Origin of the sequence: Caulobacter sp. RHG1, from assembly GCF_013181195.1 — a bacterium.
In the GTDB taxonomy this organism is placed as follows: Bacteria; Pseudomonadota; Alphaproteobacteria; order Caulobacterales; family Caulobacteraceae; genus Caulobacter.
Genome location: NZ_SMZP01000007.1, coordinates 79010 through 96076, shown reverse-complemented (window position 1 = coordinate 96076; position 17067 = coordinate 79010). Strand labels below are relative to the sequence as shown.

General features: G+C 67.0%; 20 protein-coding genes. 11 read left to right on the top strand and 9 right to left on the bottom strand.

All coding sequences use genetic code 11. The features are described from left to right. Positions 1-66 precede the first annotated feature (66 nt). Positions 67-1189 (top strand): peptide chain release factor 2 gene (prfB, locus tag E1H18_RS18895; protein ID WP_172271369.1). Its coding sequence is split into 2 segments (ribosomal slippage): positions 67-135 and positions 137-1189, totalling 1122 coding nucleotides; the frame shifts between segments, so codons are not numbered across the junction. A 74-nt stretch (positions 1190-1263) separates the two neighbouring features. Here the strand turns inward: prfB and E1H18_RS18890 are convergent. From E1H18_RS18890 to E1H18_RS18870, 5 genes are all read right to left on the bottom strand, one after another. Continuing rightward, positions 1264-1755, bottom strand: coding sequence for a polymer-forming cytoskeletal protein (locus tag E1H18_RS18890; RefSeq protein ID WP_172271368.1), 492 nt, complete (start codon positions 1753-1755; stop codon positions 1264-1266). Further along, positions 1736-2887 carry a peptidoglycan DD-metalloendopeptidase family protein gene (locus E1H18_RS18885; RefSeq protein WP_172271366.1) on the bottom strand — a complete coding sequence of 384 codons (1152 nt, stop codon included), beginning with the start codon at positions 2885-2887 and terminating at the stop codon, positions 1736-1738. Before E1H18_RS18885 ends, E1H18_RS18890 begins: the two co-directional genes overlap by 20 nt. Before the next feature lie 250 nt (positions 2888-3137). Continuing rightward, on the bottom strand, positions 3138-3599 hold the full coding sequence (locus E1H18_RS18880) for a peroxiredoxin (protein WP_172271364.1): 462 nt from the start codon (positions 3597-3599) through the stop codon (positions 3138-3140). 117 nt (positions 3600-3716) lie between these two features. Continuing rightward, positions 3717-5042, bottom strand: a complete 1326-nt coding sequence (gene tyrS, locus E1H18_RS18875) for a tyrosine--tRNA ligase (RefSeq protein ID WP_172271363.1) — start codon at positions 5040-5042, stop codon at positions 3717-3719. 93 nt (positions 5043-5135) lie between these two features. Beyond that, positions 5136-5186, bottom strand: a complete 51-nt coding sequence (locus tag E1H18_RS18870) for a hypothetical protein (RefSeq protein ID WP_024265744.1) — start codon at positions 5184-5186, stop codon at positions 5136-5138. A 42-nt stretch (positions 5187-5228) separates the two neighbouring features. On the opposite strand from E1H18_RS18870, the gene E1H18_RS18865 reads away from it, so the two are divergent. Then, positions 5229-6335, top strand: a complete 1107-nt coding sequence (locus tag E1H18_RS18865; protein WP_172271361.1) for an anhydro-N-acetylmuramic acid kinase — start codon at positions 5229-5231, stop codon at positions 6333-6335. On the opposite strand, the gene E1H18_RS18860 is transcribed toward E1H18_RS18865, so the two are convergent. Further along, positions 6332-7612 (bottom strand): NAD(P)/FAD-dependent oxidoreductase, encoded by a 1281-nt coding sequence (locus tag E1H18_RS18860; protein WP_172271359.1) that lies wholly within the window; start codon positions 7610-7612, stop codon positions 6332-6334. The two genes, E1H18_RS18865 and E1H18_RS18860, sit on opposite strands and share 4 nt — an antisense overlap. Positions 7613-7737: 125 nt before the next feature. Then, positions 7738-8388, bottom strand: a complete 651-nt coding sequence (locus E1H18_RS18855; protein ID WP_004615265.1) for an alpha/beta hydrolase — start codon at positions 8386-8388, stop codon at positions 7738-7740. Between the two features lie 181 nt (positions 8389-8569). Between E1H18_RS18855 and E1H18_RS18850 the strand changes: the two genes are divergently transcribed. Genes E1H18_RS18850 through E1H18_RS18810 form a run of 9 tightly spaced genes read left to right on the top strand, consistent with a single transcriptional unit; the run spans position 8570 to position 15615 of the window. Continuing rightward, the gene (locus E1H18_RS18850; protein WP_172271358.1) at positions 8570-9046 is read left to right on the top strand and encodes an Rrf2 family transcriptional regulator; all 477 of its coding nucleotides are present in this window, start codon (positions 8570-8572) and stop codon (positions 9044-9046) included. Next, entirely contained in the window at positions 9043-10182 is a 1140-nt protein-coding gene (locus E1H18_RS18845) for an aminotransferase class V-fold PLP-dependent enzyme (protein ID WP_172271356.1), read from the top strand. Before E1H18_RS18850 ends, E1H18_RS18845 begins: the two co-directional genes overlap by 4 nt. Continuing rightward, positions 10182-11651 carry a Fe-S cluster assembly protein SufB gene (gene sufB, locus E1H18_RS18840; protein ID WP_172271354.1) on the top strand — a complete coding sequence of 490 codons (1470 nt, stop codon included), beginning with the start codon at positions 10182-10184 and terminating at the stop codon, positions 11649-11651. Before E1H18_RS18845 ends, sufB begins: the two co-directional genes overlap by 1 nt. Next, on the top strand, positions 11652-12401 hold the full coding sequence (gene sufC / locus E1H18_RS18835) for a Fe-S cluster assembly ATPase SufC (RefSeq protein WP_172271353.1): 750 nt from the start codon (positions 11652-11654) through the stop codon (positions 12399-12401). Then, entirely contained in the window at positions 12398-13426 is a 1029-nt protein-coding gene (gene sufD, locus E1H18_RS18830) for a Fe-S cluster assembly protein SufD (RefSeq protein ID WP_172271351.1), read from the top strand. The genes sufC and sufD overlap by 4 nt, the downstream gene beginning before the upstream one ends. Beyond that, entirely contained in the window at positions 13426-14640 is a 1215-nt protein-coding gene (locus E1H18_RS18825; protein WP_172271349.1) for an aminotransferase class V-fold PLP-dependent enzyme, read from the top strand. The genes sufD and E1H18_RS18825 overlap by 1 nt, the downstream gene beginning before the upstream one ends. A gap of 8 nt (positions 14641-14648) precedes the next feature. Then, positions 14649-15008, top strand: coding sequence for an SUF system Fe-S cluster assembly protein (locus tag E1H18_RS18820; RefSeq protein ID WP_172271347.1), 360 nt, complete (start codon positions 14649-14651; stop codon positions 15006-15008). 14 nt (positions 15009-15022) lie between these two features. After that, positions 15023-15415: an iron-sulfur cluster assembly accessory protein gene (locus E1H18_RS18815; RefSeq protein ID WP_172271345.1), complete on the top strand. Its 393-nt coding sequence runs from the start codon at positions 15023-15025 to the stop codon at positions 15413-15415. Next, positions 15415-15615, top strand: a complete 201-nt coding sequence (locus E1H18_RS18810) for a hypothetical protein (protein WP_172271343.1) — start codon at positions 15415-15417, stop codon at positions 15613-15615. Before E1H18_RS18815 ends, E1H18_RS18810 begins: the two co-directional genes overlap by 1 nt. Here E1H18_RS18810 and E1H18_RS18805 read toward each other — a convergent pair. Next, the gene (locus E1H18_RS18805; protein WP_172271341.1) at positions 15612-16397 is read right to left on the bottom strand and encodes a 1-acyl-sn-glycerol-3-phosphate acyltransferase; all 786 of its coding nucleotides are present in this window, start codon (positions 16395-16397) and stop codon (positions 15612-15614) included. The genes E1H18_RS18810 and E1H18_RS18805 overlap by 4 nt on opposite strands. Positions 16398-16412: 15 nt before the next feature. Then, complete coding sequence (locus tag E1H18_RS18800; RefSeq protein ID WP_172271340.1) at positions 16413-16973, bottom strand: TetR/AcrR family transcriptional regulator; 561 nt, start codon at positions 16971-16973, stop codon at positions 16413-16415. Positions 16974-17067: the final 94 nt, after the last annotated feature.

The window sequence follows — 17067 nt, the reverse complement described above, 5'->3', positions numbered from 1 at the left end:
CGCATTGCGCGGGAGGGCGACGCACGCTATCTCCCGCGCCCTTCAACACTGTCACGGAGTAACGTGATGAGACCGGATGTCGAGGCTGCTGCAGCCGACATCGAGCAGTCCCTGGGACTGCTCAGGAGGCGTCTTTGACTGGGATGTCGCCCTCCGAAAGCTCGATGAGCTGAACGCCCGGGTCGAAGACCCGACTCTTTGGGATCGTCCGTCCGAGGCCCAGGCCGTTTCGCGGGACCGCGCCGCCCTAGCCGCCAAGGTCGAGGCCGTGCAGTCGATCGAACGCGACCTGAAGGACGCGGTCGAATACGCCGAACTGGCCGACATGGAGTCCGACGAGGACTCCCTGAACGACGCCCGCGCCCAGCTGAAGGCGCTGAAGGACCGCGCCGGCCGCGCCGAGCTGGAGGCTCTGCTCTCGGGCGAGGCTGACGGCAACGACTGCTATGTCGAAATCAACTCCGGGGCCGGCGGCACCGAGTCGTGCGACTGGGCCGGCATCCTGCTGCGCATGTACACGCGCTGGGCCAACGCCCACGGCATGACGACCGAGCTGATCGAAGAGACCGATGGCGACCAGGCGGGCATCAAGTCCGCCACGCTGCTGGTCAAGGGTCCCAACGCCTATGGCTGGCTGAAGACCGAAGCCGGCGTGCACCGTCTGGTGCGCATCAGCCCCTATGACAGCAGCGCTCGTCGCCACACCTCGTTCGCCTCGGCCTGGGTCTATCCCGTCGTCGACGACACGATCGAGATCGAGATCAACCCGGCCGACGTGCGGACCGACACCTACCGCGCTTCGGGCGCCGGCGGTCAGCACATCAACAAGACCGACTCGGCCGTGCGCCTGACGCACATTCCGACCGGCATCGCCGTGGCTTGCCAGACCGGTCGCTCGCAGCACCAGAACCGCGACGAGGCCTGGAAGATGCTGCGCGCGCGCCTTTACGAGGTGGAACTGCAAAAGCGGGAAGCCGCCCAGCAGGCGCTGGAAGACCAGAAGACCGACATCGGCTGGGGTCACCAGATCCGCAGCTACGTCCTGCAGCCCTACCAGATGGTCAAGGACCTGCGGACCAACGTCGAGACCTCCGACACCGCCGGCGTGCTGGACGGCGATCTGGACGCCTTCATGGGCGCTTCTCTGGCCCAGCGGGTCGGCGCGACGCGGGATGGCGGCGAGGCTTAAGGGCTTCTCGTAGACACAAACGAAAACGCCCCGGAGCGATCCGGGGCGTTCTTGTATCTAGCCTTGATGAAGCCTCAGCCGGCGGCGGGCTTGGCGATCGCCAGGGTCTCGGGATGCGGCGCCGGGGCCGGTTGGGCGACTGGCGGGGCGGGGCGCTGGAACTTCAGGCTGCGACCCTGGAAGAAGGCGCCGGTTTCCATGGCCAACTGCTCGTGGGTGATGTCGCCATCGACGTACGAGGTGCCGTGCAGGCGGACCTGCTTGGAGGTGATCGCGCCGACGACACGGCCGCGCACTTCGACGGCCTCGGCATAGACGCTACCTTCGATGTGGCCGGTCTCGCCCACGGTCAGGCGGCCGACGCGGACGTCGCCCTTGACCACGCCGTCGATCTGCAGCTCGCCTTCGCCGGTGACGCCGCCTTCGATGGTCAGGTCGGCCGAGAGCAGCGAGGCGACCTTGGGCGGGGCGCGACGGGCCGGCTCTACCGGCGGCATGGCCATCGGGGTCGGCAGCGGCTCGATGCGGGCCGGGGTCTTGGACGACTTAGCTTGCTTGCTGAACATACTCACCAGCCTTCAAGAAACGATTGGGGTTCTGGGCCTTACCGTTGACCCAGACTTCGTAGTGCAGGTGCGGACCGGTCGAACGGCCGGTCGAGCCCATGGCGGCGATCCGGTTGCCGATCGCCACGCGCTGGCCGACGCGGACGCCGATGGTGGCCAGGTGGGCGTAGCGGGTCTTGAAGCCGTTGCCGTGGTCGATCTCGACCGTGTTGCCGTAGCCCGAACGTACGCCCGTGAACGACACGACGCCCGGCGCGGTGGCCATGATCGGAGTGTAGAAGGCGCCCGGGAAGTCCAGGCCCGAATGGAAGGCCGGCCGGCGCGTGAACGGGTCGAACCGGACGCCGTAGCTGGACGACAGGGCCGGATTGCTGGTCGGACGATACAGCGGCAGCTTCTTGGTCGCCGCGCCCAGCGAGCGCATGTCCGACATGTCGTTGGCGGCGCGTTGAATGCGGGTGGCGAACTCTTCGTCGACGTCCAGCACGGCGGCCAGGGCGCGCGGGTCCTTGGCCTCGATCAGCGGACCGCCCAGCGAAGCGCCGCGATTGGTGAAGTTGCCGGCGTCCAGGCCCGCCATCTTCATGGCCAGGCGCAGGCGCTCGGCGCGGCTCTTGGCGAAGCCTTCGGCGGCGTCGATCAGGCGTTCTTGGTCCATGCGCGTGGCCTGGATGCGCTGGACCGGGCTGGCGGCCAGCAGGCGCGGCTTGGCGACCTTCAGAGCGTCGGCGGCGCCGGGCACGCCCTTGAAGTCGGAGACCAGGATAGCGAGGGCGGCGTGGCGCTTCTCGACCGAGCTGGCCAGATCGTCCAGCGAGCCGTTGGTGGCCGACAGCTGGGCCACGGCGCTGTTCAGGCGGGCCTGGCGATCGGCGTTGAGGCGCTCGTAATAGGCCTTTTGGCGGATGACCTGCTGGTCGGTCGAGCTGACCGCCAGGGCGTTGACCATCATCGAAGCGGTGCAGACCCCCATCCACAGCGCGCCGGCGGCGACGCAGGTCGCGCCCAAAAGCTGTTTGGTGGTGGAAAAGACGTACCCACGCATCTCGCCGCCGGAGCGGATATAGATGTGTCGCTCGGGAAACAGCGCTTCCAGAGAATGCCGCAGCCGCTTGAAGCGCTTGATCGCCATCGTACCAGGAAACCCCCCGTTTCAGGTCTGGGGGATATGCTACGAGAAAGCGGAAAGGCGCAAGACTCTTAGCGCCCCAAGTGAGCGCGAGTCGCGAAATAGCACCTTGCGCCCCATTTCTTAATGAATCCTAACCGCCAAGACCACGCGTTAAGCGTGAGGCTCTGCCGAAAGGTCACAGGTAGAGGCTGAGATACAACACAGATGGCGAGCGAAGGTTCCCGCGCCAGGCGAATTTATTGTGTGAAGCTTACTTGATGGCCTTGGCGGCGTTCATCACCGCCTTGATGTGCCCCGGCACCTTAACCTTGCGCCAGACCTCGCGGACGACGCCCTCGCGGTCGATCAGGAAGGTCGAGCGATCGATGCCCATGTACTTGCGGCCGTACATGCTCTTCTCGACCCAGGCGCCATAGGCCTCGACGATGTCGCCCAGCGGGTCGGCGGCCAGTTCGATGGTCAGGTCGTGCTTCTTGCGGAACTTGGCGTGCGAGGCGGCGCTGTCCTTGGACACGCCCACGATCACCGCGCCCAGCTTCTGGAACTCCTCGACTTCCGACGAGAACTGCAGAGCCTCGGACGTGCAGCCGGCGGTGTCGTCCTTCGGATAGAAATAGAGCACGACGTTCTTGCCCTTCAGGCCCGCCAGGCTGACCCGGCCGGTGTCGGTCGGCAGGTCGAAGTCGGGGGCCTTGTCGCCGGGTTGCAGCATCGAACGCGTCTCCACATGAACGGCCGTCCCGGCCGGGCGCCGCCAGGACGCGAATCCTTGGCTAAGCCGCTGCCGGGACGACAATCAACCAGATATCCCGCAAGGGAAACTAGATAACTAAACGGGCTTCACCAACACGATCTTCTTCTTGCCGGCGGCCAGCTTGACCACGCCCTCGACGAGGTCGGCCGAGGTGATCGTGCGATTGGCGTCGGCCTCGGCCGCGTCATTGACCTTCACGCCGCCGCCCTGGGCCAGGCGACGCGCCTCGCCGCGCGACGCGGCCAGACCAGCGTCGGTGAACAGGGCCGCCAGCACGATGCCGGCTTCCAGATCCGCAGCCGCAACCTCGAAGGTCGGCAGGTCGGCCGACAGCACGCCTTGTTCGAAGGCCTTCTCGGCGGTTTCACGCGCCTTGCGAGCCTCGTCCGCGCCGTGGACCAGGGTCGTGGCCTCGTCGGCCAGCACCTTCTTGGCTTCGTTGATCTGGGCGCCTTCCAAGGCTTCCAGTTCGGCGATCTTTTCAAGCGGCAGGTCGGTAAACAGCTTCAGGAAGCGGCCGACGTCGGCGTCTTCGGTGTTTCGCCAGAACTGCCAGTAGTCGTACGAGCTCAGTTGGTCGGCGTTCAGCCACACTGCGCCCGACATGGTCTTGCCCATCTTGGCGCCCGAGGCCGTGGTCAACAGCGGCGTGGTCAGGCCGAAGGCGGCCTTCTGGTCGACGCGGCGGGTCAGTTCGACGCCGTTCAGGATGTTGCCCCACTGGTCCGAGCCGCCCATCTGCAGCACGCAGCCGTACTTGCGGTTCAGCTCCAGGAAGTCGGTGGCCTGCATCAGCATGTAGTTGAATTCGAGGAAGGTCATCGGCTGCTCGCGCTCGAGCCGCAGCTTGACCGAGTCGAAGGTCAGCATCCGATTGATGGTGAAGTGCACGCCGTAGTCGCGCAGGAACTGCACGTAGCCCAGCTTGCTCAGCCACTCGTCGTTGTCGACCATCACAGCGTCGGTCGGGCCGTCGCCGAAGGTCAGGAAGTTGGTGAAGACCTGCTTGATGCCGGCGATGTTGGCCTGGATCTGCTCGTCGGTCAGCAGCGGGCGCTGGGTGTCCTTGAAGCTGGGATCGCCGACGCGGGTCGTGCCGCCGCCCATCAGGACGATCGGCTTGTGACCGGCCTTCTGGAGGCGGCGCAGCATCATGATCTGAATCAGGTGACCGACGTGCAGGCTGGCGGCGGTGGCGTCGAAGCCGATGTAGGCCACGATCGTTCCGGCGGCCGCGGCGGCGTCCAGCTCATCCGGATGAGTGATCTGATGGATGTAGCCGCGCGCCTGCATGGTGCGCAGGAAATCCGACTTGAAGGACGCGGCGGCGGACATGGCTCGACTCTCTGATTGCGATGGGGCGCCGTCTAGCACGGCGGGGTCCGAATGTGAGGGTTTCATTTCATACTCCGGGGAGGGGCCGGAGCGCATGATCGACTGGAAAAAGAGCGACCCCGGCAAGGCGGGGCGGCGACGTGTCTGGTCGGCCTCCCGCTATGGCAGCGGGCGGTAATAAGGGCGAGCCAGGACGAAAGCGTCGATCATGGGGCCTAGCTACAGCGGGGCGGGCGTGGCAGTCAACGTCGCATGAAGATCCTGGGATTCATGACCGGCACCTCGCTCGACGCGGTCGACATGGCGGTGCTGGAGACCGACGGCGAAGAGATCCAGGGCTTCGGCCCGGCGGGCGAGCGCAAGCTGCGCGAGGCGACCCGCGATCTGCTGCTGAAGACCACCGACATCGCCCGCGCCTGGCCACGCGGCGAGCCCGAACCGGCGATCTTCGACGAGGCTCGCAAAGCCGTCGCCGACGAGCATTTCCATGCCGCAACGAGCTTCCTGGAGGAGCACGGCCTTTCCTGGGCCGACTTCGATCTCCTGGGCGTCCACGGTCAGACGGTGCTGCACGAGCGCCCGACCGCCGAGCGCGTAGGTCGCACCGTTCAGTTGCTGGACGCAGAACGCCTGGCCAAGGCCTGCGGCCGTCCGGTGGCCTACGACTTCCGCACCGCCGACGTCGCGGCCGGCGGGGAGGGCGCTCCGCTAGCCCCGATCTACCACGCCGCCCGCGCGCGGGCTTCGGGCCTGGCCGCGCCGGTCGCGGCGCTGAACATCGGCGGGGTGGCCAACATCACCCTGATCGGGGCGGATGGATCGCTGCTGGCCTTCGACACCGGCCCCGGCAACGGCATGATCGACCTGATGCTGCAGGAGCGCGGCATCGCCCGCTTCGATCAGGACGGCAAGCTGGCCTCGGTCGGCCGCGTCGACGAACTGGCCCTGAACGCGCTGCTCTCCAGCCCGTATTTCGACGCCCCGGTTCCCAAGTCGCTCGACCGCTACGACTTCTCCCTGGCCCCGGTTGCGCACCTGTCGCCCGAGGACGCCGCCGCGACGCTGGTGGCCTTCACGGCCGCAGGCGTATTCCGGGCCTTCAGCCAAGGCGGCGAGACGCCCAGCGCCCTGATTGTCTGCGGTGGCGGCCGGCACAATCCGGCGATCATGAAGACCCTGGCCGACCGCGCGCCTGTGCCGGTCAAGGCCGCCGAGGCCTATGGCTGGCGCGGCGACGCCATCGAGGCCGAAGCCTTCGCCTATCTGGCGGCGCGGACGGCGAGAGGCCTGCCGATCAGCTTCCCTGGCACCACGGGCGTGACAGCGCCGATGACCGGCGGGCGGATCGCCAAGCCCTAGTGCAGCTTCAGTCGGCCTGACACTCGCTGCTGCAGCAGCCGCGCCAGGGCTAGCGTCGCGGTGCGGCCCACGCCCAGGATCGCCCGGTGGTGGTCCAGGTGCAGCGACATGTAGGCCCACTTGGCGATCAGGCCCTCGACGAAGAAGTTCGGCCCTCCCAGACCGCCCATCAGCGCCCCGACGCCCTTGTCGTCGCCCAGCGACACCAGCGAGCCGAAATCGCGATAGACGAACGGCTCGGTGACCCGGCCCTGGCGCAGGCGCGCCAGCAGGGCCTTTTCCAGATAGCTGGCCTGCTGGTGAGCGGCCTGGGCGCGGGCCGGGACAGTGCGACCGTCCTTCCACGGCGCGGCGGCGCAGTCGCCCAAGGCCCAGACGTCCGGCGCAGAGGTCTCCAGCCGATCGTTGACCACGAACTGGTTGCCGCGATTGGTCTCCAGGCCAAAGCTGGCGTTGGCGTCGGCGGCCTTGATCCCGGCCGCCCAGACGATCAGGTCGGCCGGGATGTCGCCCTGACTGGTCTCCAGACGGTCGGCATGGACGGCCAGCACCTTGGCGTCGGTGCGGACGGCGACGCCCTTGCGCTCCAGAGCCAGCGCAGCCTTGTCGGCGATCTTCTGCGGCAGGCCGTTGAGGATGCGCGGCCCGGCCTCGACCACCGTGACGTCCAGGCGGAAGCGCTGCTCGTCGCCGAGACTGCCGAGCAGTTCGCGATGGGCCTCGATCAGTTCGGCCGACAGCTCGACCCCGGTCGCCCCGCCGCCGACGATGGCCACGCGCATGATCTTGTCGGCCGAGAACGAGGCCTTGGTGAAGGCCGCCAGCAGGCGGACATGGAAGGCTTCGGCGTCCTCGGTACGCTCCAGCAGGTGCGCCTTTTCCGCGCCCGGCGTGCCGAAGAGGTTCGAGCCCGAGCCGATCGCCAGCACGCCATAGGTGAAGGTGATCGCGCGCTCGGGCGCCAGGACTTGGCCGTCCTCGGCCAGGATCGCCTTCAGCGTCAGGCGCTTGGCGGCCGGATCGAAGGTCGCCAGTTCGCCTAGCAGGAAGTTGAAGCCGTTCGAGCGGCCCAGGATCGAATAGGAAATGCCCTCTTGGTGGACGTCCAGCGTGCCGGCGGCTACCTCGTGCAGCGTTGGCTTCCAGATGTGGAAGCTGGAGCGGTCGATCAAGAGCACGCGCCGCTTGCCATTTCGGCCACCCAACTTGCGGCCGAGCCGCGAGGCCAGTTCCAGTCCGCCGGCGCCCCCGCCGACGATGACGATGTCGTAGTGCATCACCGCCTCGCTTGATATTCATCAATCGATGAAAACATAGGCGCGAGATCGACGTTACGCCAGGGGCTTGTTCTGCACCGCACAATGAAAAAGGCCTCCCCGGAGGGAGGCCTTCAAAACGTCGTCTAGATCGGGTTTTCCGCCAGGCGCTTGTCGAGATAGTCGCTGACGCTCTTCTCGACGCTGGGCAGGTGTTCGGCCCAGAAGTGGGTGGCCTTGTCGATGACCTCGTAGTCGATCGTGATGCCCTTCTGGGTCCGCAGCTTGGTGACCACGCGCTCCACCTCGACGGGCGGGGTGATGGTGTCGGCCGAGCCCGTGAGGAACAGGCCCGAGGCCGGGCAGGGGGCCAGGAAGCTGAAGTCGTACATATTGGTCGGCGGCGACACCGAGATGAAGCCGTCCGTTTCCGGACGGCGCATCAGCAGCTGCATGCCGATATAGGCGCCGAAGTCGAAGCCGGCGACCCAGGTCTGGCTGGCGGCCGGGTTGGAAGTCTGCAGCCAGTCCAGCGCCGTGGCTGCGTCGGCCAGCTCGCCGATGCCGGCGTCGAACTCACCCTGGCTACGGCCGACGCCGCGGAAATTGAAGCGCAGGGTCGCGAAACCGCGCTTCATGAACAGGTGATACAGCTGCACAGAAACCGGGTGGTTCATGTGACCGCCGGCCTTGGGGTGCGGGTGCAGGATCAGCGCGATCGGCGCCGTCTCGGTCTTGCCCGGAGAATAGCGGCCTTCGATCCGCCCAGACGCGCCGGTCAAAATCACATCAGGCATGTCGTTCCCTTGAGCTCGTCAGCGGTCCGTCGTCCGACGATTTGGGTCGTCGAATACTTGACTACTGCGCTTGGTCTTCCTAGATCGCAACCAGTTCGCGGGCTGGAGGGCCCGCGCGCGAAGTCGCGGCTTGTAGCACACGCAAAAGCCGATGCGCGCGGAATCTGCAAGGGGTAAGGCGATGCGCCTGAGCACCAAGGGACGTTACGCGGTCATGGCGATGACCGACCTGGCCAAGCGCCAGGACGAAAGCGAGGGCCGGGCCGTGGCCCTGGCCGAGATCGCCGCGCGCCAGCAAATCTCGCTCTCCTATCTGGAGCAGCTGTTCGCGCGCCTGCGCCGCAAGGGCCTGGTGATCAGCGCCCGCGGCCCCGGCGGCGGCTATCGCCTGGCCCGCAAGGCCACCGAGACCTTCATCGCCGACATCGTGCTGGCGGTCGACGAACCCCTGCGCGCCACCCGCTGCGGCCTGTCGAAGAACCAGGCCAAGGGCTGCATGGCCGGCGGCGAACGCTGCATGACCCACGACCTGTGGGAAGAGATGGGCCGGCAGATCCACGGCTACCTGGCCAGCGTGTCGGTCGCCGATGTGCTGAAGGGCGAACTGCGCCCGCAAGGCGCCATCGGCGGTCGCCCCATGGAGATGGCGGCCGAGTGAGCATCAACCGCACATCGGTCTATCTCGACTATAACGCCACGGCCCCTTTGAGGCCGGAAGCGCGTGAGGCGCTGCTGCGCGCCCTGGAGAGCCCGGCCAATCCCTCGTCCGTCCACGCCGCCGGCCGCGCCGCGCGTGATGTCGTCGAACGCGCCCGCGCCCAGGTCGGCGCCTTGGTCGGCGTGCCGGCCGGTTCTGTGACCTTCGTCAGCGGCGGCACCGAGGCCAACGCCCTGGCCATCGACAGCGCCAAGGCCGCAGGCGTTCAGCGCATCATCATCAGCGCCGTCGAGCACGACGCCGTGGTCGAGACCGCCAAGGTTTCCGGCTTGCCGGTCGAGATCCTGCCCGTCGACAGCAATGGCGTGGCCGATCTCGCCTGGCTGGCCCAAGCGCTCGAAACGCCCGGCAAGGCCCTGGTCTGCCTGATGCTGGCCAACAACGAGACGGGCGTCATCCAGCCGGTGGCTGAGGCTTCGGCCCTGGTCCGCGCCCACGAGAGCTGGCTGCATGTCGACGCCGTCCAGGCGGCCGGCAAGATCGCCATCGATTTCTCCGGCCTCGGCGCCGACACCATGGCGCTGTCGGCGCACAAGCTGGGCGGCCCTCAAGGCGTCGGCGCCCTGGTCGCCGGCACGCGCGCCGCCGTCACCCGTCGCCAACATGGCGGCGGCCAGGAACGTGGTCGCCGGGCCGGCACCGAGAACGTGGCGGGCATCGCCGCCTTCGGCGCGGCCGCGCTCGCCGCCCCAGAAGGCCTTGCCTCCCTGGCCGAACAGGGCCACTGGCGCGACGCCTTGGCCTTCCGGCTCAAGGCGGAAGGCGCGGTCGTGCTCGGGGAGGGCGCGCAACGCCTGCCCCAAACCCTCTGTTTCGCCGGCGAAGGCTTCGGCTCCGAGGTGCAGGTCATGAACCTGGATCTGGCGGGCGTGATGGTCAGCGCCGGCAGCGCCTGCTCGTCGGGCAAGGTCAAGGCCAGCCGTGTGGTCGAGGCCATGGGCCGCTCGGATCTGGCTCCTTACGCTCTCAGAGTGAGCGGCGGATGGGCCAGCACCGAAGCGGATTGGATAAAGTGTGGCGACGCCTGGCTCGCCGCCTGGAAGCGTATCGGCGCCCGGCGCCGGGAGGTGGCGTAGTGGCCGCGGTCAAAGAGACTGTTGATACCGTAGCGGCGCTCGAGAAGTACGAGCACGGCTTTACCACCGAGATCGATCAGGAGTTCGCCCCCAAGGGCCTCTCCGAGGACATCGTGCGCTTCATCTCGGCCAAGAAGGAAGAGCCGGAATGGATGCTGGGATGGCGTCTGGAGGCCTATCGCCGCTGGCTGGAGCTGGATGAGCCCAACTGGGCCAAGGTCGACTTCCCCAAGATCGACTACCAGGACAGCTATTACTACGCCGCGCCCAAGACCAAGGAAGGCCCCAAAAGCCTCGACGAGGTCGATCCCGAGCTGTTGGCCGTCTACGCCAAGCTGGGCATCCCGCTGAAGGAGCAGGAAGTCCTGGCCGGCGTCGAGGGCGCGCCCCGCTACGCTGTCGACGCGGTGTTCGACAGCGTCAGCGTCGTCACCACCTTCAAGAAGGAGCTGGCCGCCGTCGGCGTCATCTTCTGCTCGATGAGCGAGGCCATCCGCGAGCACCCGGAACTGGTGCGCCAGTACCTGGGCAGCGTGGTGCCGACCTCGGACAACTATTTCGCCTGCCTCAACAGCGCGGTCTTCTCGGACGGCTCGTTCGTCTACATCCCGCCGGGCGTGCGCTGCCCGATGGAGCTGTCGACCTATTTTCGCATCAACGCCAAGGACAGCGGCCAGTTCGAGCGCACCCTGATCATCGCCGACAAGGGCGCCTACTGCTCTTACCTCGAGGGCTGCACAGCCCCGATGCGCGACGAGAACCAGCTGCACGCGGCCGTGGTCGAGCTGGTCCTGCTGGATGATGCCGAGATCAAGTATTCCACCGTCCAGAACTGGTACCCGGGCGATCCGGAGACCGGCAAGGGCGGCATCTACAACTTCGTCACCAAACGCGCCGACTGCCGCGGCGACCGCTCCAAGGTGTCGTGGACCCAGGTCGAGACCGGCTCGGCCATCACCTGGAAATATCCGTCCTGCGTGCTGCGCGGCGAGGGCTCGTCGGGCGAGTTCTATTCGATCGCCGTGACCAACGGCCATCAGCAGGCCGACACCGGCACCAAGATGATCCACCTGGGCGCCAACACCAAGTCGCGGATCGTCGCCAAGGGCATCAGCGCCGGCAAGTCGACCAGCACCTATCGCGGCCTGGTCTCGGCCCATCCCAAGGCCAAGGGCGCGCGCAACTTCACCCAGTGCGACAGCCTGCTCATCGGCAAGACCTGCGCGGCCCACACCGTGCCCTACATCGAGGCCCGCAATGGCCAGTCGGTGTTCGAGCACGAGGCCACCACCACGCGCCTGTCCGACGACCAGCTGTTCTACTGCCAGCAACGCGGCCTCTCCCAGGAGGAGGCCGTGGCCCTGCTGGTCAACGGCTTCGTCAAGGACGTGCTGCAACAACTGCCCATGGAGTTCGCCGTCGAGGCCCAGAAGCTCGTGGCGATTTCTCTCGAAGGATCCGTCGGTTAAATGCTTTCTATCAACAACCTGCACGCCCGCGTCGAGGACAAGCCGATCCTGAAGGGCGTCACGCTGGACGTTCCGGCGGGCGAGGTCCATGCGATCATGGGCCCGAACGGGGCCGGCAAGTCCACCCTGTCCTACGTGCTCAGCGGCCGTGGCGGCTATGAGGTCACCGAGGGCTCGGCGGCGCTGAACGGCGATGATCTGCTGGCGCTGGAGCCGAACGAACGGGCCGCGAAGGGCTTGTTTCTATCTTTCCAGTATCCGCTTGAAATCCCTGGCGTTCCGGCCCTGACCTTCATCCGCACCGCGCTGAACGCCCAGCGCCGCGCGCGCGGCGAGGACGAGATCGCCGCCCCAGCCTTCCTGAAGCTGGCCAAGGAGAAGGCGGCGGCGCTGAAGATCGACTTCGACATGCTCAAGCGCGGCCTGAACGTCGGCTTCTCGGGCGGCGAGAAGAAGCGGATGGAGATCTTCCAGATGTCCATGCTGTCGCCCAAGTTCCTGATCCTGGACGAGACCGACAGCGGCCTGGACATCGACGCCCTGAAGATCGTCTCCGAAGGCGTCAACGCCCTGCGCAGCCCTGAGCGCGGCATGCTGGTGATCACCCACTATCAGCGCCTGCTGGACTACATCAAACCCGACAAGGTGCACGTCCTGGCCGCGGGCCGCATCGTCGCCTCGGGCGGTCCGGAACTGGCCCTGCAGCTGGAAGCCGAGGGTTACGACCGCTACGTCGGAGTGGCGGCTTGACCCTTTCGACCGCCCTCAAGACCGGCGACCTGACCGCGCTGCCCTCGCGGCGCGACGAGGACTGGCGCTGGACCGACCTGCGCGGGCTGCTGCGGACGCTGCCGCCCGCCGCGCCGGCGCATGACGGCAAGATCCCGGCTAGTCCGTTCGCGGGCCTGGCCGAGACCGAGACCCTGTTCGTCAACGGCCGCCGTGTCGCGGACGCCGAAGCCGCTTCGGGCGTCGTGGCGCTGCGTTTCGTCGCCCTGGCCGACAAGGCCTCGCAGGGCGCGAGCCATAGCCTGGTCGTCAAGGCCGGCGAGACCCTGGTCTTGCTGGAAAGCCACGAAGGCCGCGCCTCGGGTTACGTGTCGGACGTCCTGCTGGACATCGCCGTGGGCGAAGGCGCCTTCGTCGAGCGCATCGTGTTAGTCGAGGACGACGCCGAGGCGGTCAATGTCGTCACCGCCGAAGTCGTGCTCGCGCCCGGCGCTCGCTACGCCCAGACCGTCCTGACCGGCGGCGCGCGTCGCCAACGGATCGAGACCCGCGTCAACCATCCCGGCGCCCATGCGCAGGTTCGACTGGACGGCGTCTATCTGCTGGATGGCCAGCGCCACGCCGACCAGACCACGGTCGTCACCCACGCCGGCGTCGACGGGATTACCAGCCAGCTGACCAAGGGCATGGCTGCCGACCAGGCCCGCGGCGTCTTCCAGGGCCGCATCGTGGTGGCGCAGGGCGCTGACCAGACTGACGCGCGCATGGGCCACCATGCCCTGATCCTGTCGGACAAGGCCGAGATCGACGCCAAGCCCGAGCTTCTGATCTTCGCCGACGACGTCTCCTGTGCGCACGGCAACACGATCGGCGCCCTGGACGAGAACGCCCTGTTCTACGCCGAACAGCGCGGCATCCCCGAGGTCGAGGCCAAGGCCATGCTGACCGAAGCCTTCGTCGGTGAAGTGGTCGACCGCATCGAGCACGAGGGCGCGCGCGAGATCGCCGCCGCCTGGGTCGCGCACAAGCTGGGCGGTGTCCGCTGATGGCTCTGGATATCGCGGCGATCCGCGCCCAGTTCCCGATCCTGCAGCGCACCGTGCACGGTAAGCCGCTGATCTATCTGGACAGCGCCGCCAGCGCCCAGAAGCCGGACGTGGTGCTGGACACCATGGTCGGCCTGGCTCGCACTTCGTACGCCAACGTCCACCGCGGCCTGCACACGTTGGCCAACGAAACGACGGAAGCCTATGAAAAGGCGCGCGAAACCGTTGCGCGCTTCATCAACGCCGACACCAATGAAGTCGTCTGGACCAAGAGCGCCACCGAGGCGGTGAACCTGGTCGCGTCGTCGTTCGGCCAGTCGCTGGAAGCCGGCGACGAGATCGTGATCTCCGAGATGGAGCACCACGCCAACATCGTGCCGTGGCACTTCCTGCGTGAGCGCAAGGGCGTGGTGCTGAGGTTCATTCCGGTGCTCGACGACGGCCGCCTCGACATGGAGGCCTTCAAGGGCCTGCTGTCGGCGAAGACCAAGATGGTCGCCGTCACCCACATGTCGAACGTGCTGGGCACGGTCAACGACGTGGCCGAGATCGTCCGCCTGGCCCATGCGGCCGGCGCGCCGGTGCTGCTGGACGGTTGCCAGGCCATCGTCCACGCCAAGGTCGACGTCAAAGCCCTGGACGTCGACTTCTACGTCTTCTCCGGCCACAAGCTGTACGGCCCCACGGGGATCGGCGTGCTCTACGGCAAGGCCGAGCGCCTGGCGGCCCTGCCGCCTTATCAGGGCGGCGGCGAGATGATCGGCTCGGTGTCGATGGATCGCATCACCTATGCCGATCCGCCGCATCGCTTCGAGGCCGGCACCCCGGCGATTCTGGAGGCCGTCGGCCTGGGCGCGGCGATCGAGTGGCTGAACGGCCTGGATCGCGACGCCATCTTCGCCCATGAGCACGCCCTCTATGAGCGCGTCGCCGAGCAGTTGCGCGGCGTCAACGGCGTGCGGATCCTGGGCGAGGCCCCCGGCAAGGGCGCGGTGCTGTCGTTCACGGTCGAGGGCGCTCACGCCCACGATATCGCCCAGGTTCTGGACCGCTACGGTGTCGCCGTCCGCGCCGGAACCCATTGCGCGGAGCCGCTGATGCGCCGTTTCGGCGTAACGTCGAGCGCGCGCGCCTCCTTCGCCCTATATAACACAGAGGCCGAGGCCGACGCGTTCGTGGACGCGCTGGCCAAGGCCCGCAGTTTCTTTAGTTGAGCCTGACGATGACCGACGCCGCCGCCTCTCCGGAACCCGTTTCGGCCCTGTCGAAAGACGAGTTGAACCGCCTGACGGACCTGCTGATCGAGAAGCTGAAGTCCGTCTACGACCCGGAAATCCCGGTCGACATCTATGAGCTGGGCCTGATCTACAAGGTCGATGTCAGCGACGACAAGGATGTGGCCATCGACATGACCCTGACCGCGCCGGGCTGCCCGGTGGCGGGGGAAATGCCGGGCTGGGTCCGCGACGCGGTCATGGAGATCCCCGGGCTGAAGTCGTGCAATGTCGAGCTGGTGTTCGAGCCGCCGTGGGATTCCTCGCGGATGAGCGACGAAGCCAAGCTGCAACTGAACATGTTCTGATCGGTTCGAAAGCCATGGAAACCGCGATCACCGCACGTCCCCGCCGCCCGCGCCCCAAGGTCGTCACCCTGACCGACGCCGCGGCCGCGCGCGTGAAGGAGATCATGGCCCGGGCCGACAAGCCCTATGCCGGCCTGCGAGTCGGCGTGAAGAACGGCGGCTGCGCGGGGTCGGAGTACATCTTCGAATACGCCGCCGAGAAGGCCCCGCTGGACGAGGTGGTCGAGGACAAGGACGTCACCATCCTGATCGACGCCAAGGCGGTGCTGTTCCTGATCGGGACCGAGATCGACTACGAGACCACCAAGCTGTCGTCGAAGTTCGTGTTCAACAACCCGAACGAAACCGACGCCTGCGGCTGCGGCGAGAGCGTGACGATCCAGCCGGCGGCCGAGGTTCAGGACTGATGCTGGCCAAGACCCCGTCCTGCGTCGAATGTGGCCTGCCGTGGGGCGCGCCGCGCTTCAAGCACGAGGACGATGCGCCGCTCTACTGGTCCGACACCGGCCTGCTGTGTTCCAGCGGCTGCGCCCAGACCCATTTCGCCAAACGCCGGGCTGAAGGCACATTCGCAGGCGTTCCGGCGGAGTGCCCCGTCGAGGTCTAGGCCCGCGCCGGCTCGGCCTTGGCCACGTTCTCTCGACCGTTCCATTCCACCAACACTGACGATCGGACAGGTTCGCCGCGCGCCTGAGCGATGAGTTCGTTGGTGCGGCCCTCAATGGTCGCTTCCATCAGCGCCATGAAGTCGTCCTTCTCCAGGCCCTGGGGCAGGGCGGGCAGGAACTCTACGGTGGCGGTCCCGGGTGTCTTCTTCTTCTCGGTCTGCCGCCAGAAGCAGCCCAGGTTCGTCGCCACCGGCACGACAGGCAGGTCGAAGTCCTTGCTCATGAAGTACACGCCCGACCGATAACGGAACCGCTCGCCCGGCGCTGCCAGGTGGCCCTCGGGATAGATCAGGATCCGACGACCTTCCGACGCGACCTGGGCGGCGCTCTTGGAGAGGGCGGCGCGGGCTTCTGGGCCGCCGCAGCTGTCGACGACGATGGCCCCGAACTTCTTCAGGATCGCCCCGACCAGCGGAAACTTCTCCAGGTGGTCGCCGGTCACGAAGCTCAAGTTGTCGACATGAGCGAACATCACGAAGCCGTCGCCCCAGCTGTGGTGCTTGGCAGCGATGATGCAGGGGCCGGCCGGCAGGTTCTCAAGCCCCTTCAACTGCACCTTCACACCGGCCAGCGTGTCCAGCGTCGCCAGCATGCGCTTGCTGTAGAGCCGCAGCACGAAGGTCACCGCGTCACGGCCCGGCGCCAACGCGGCCAGCGCCGCCGACAGGCCGTAGAAGATCGACAGGACCCAGTAGTAGGCGTTGAACAGCGCGCTGCGCATGAATTCGGGACCTCGTTAGCGGGCGAAGAGCACGGCCTTGACGGCCGCGGTCATCAGGGGAGCATGGACCGACAGGGCGTCGTCGCCCAGGCGGCCATAAGCCTTGTTCTGCGCGGTCTGGGTGATGACCCCGATGGCCATGGCCGCCAGCACCCGGGGATCGGCCGGCGGCAGCTGCATATCCATCATGGCGCGCTTGATGATGTCCTCGACCAGGGTGACCGGGTCGCGCCCGTCCTCCTGGTAGTAGGGCAGGAAATGGTGCAGCTGCAGCAGATGGAAGGAGAACAGCAGCCAGTCCTCGTCGGCAACCGCGCAATAGGCCCGAACCACAGCCTCGGCCTTGGCCTCGATGCCTTGGACGGCGTTGGCCTCACCCCCGATCAAGGTCGACAGGCGCCGGTGGCAGTCCATGAACAGGCCCACGGCCAGAGCGTCCTTGCTCTTCCAGTGACGATAGATCGCCCCCTCGGAGACGCCGGCGCGGGCGGCGATGGTCTTGGTCGTGGCCGCGTCGACGCCTTCGGTGACGAAGGCCTCCAGGGCGGCGCGTTCGATGCGGGGCTTGGCGCTCATGGCCAGACCCTCTCACAACGCCCAGAATATGCAAGTGAGTGTTCACTTACATTTCCGTGATTGACCGTGACGAGCGAGGCGGCGACACACGGCC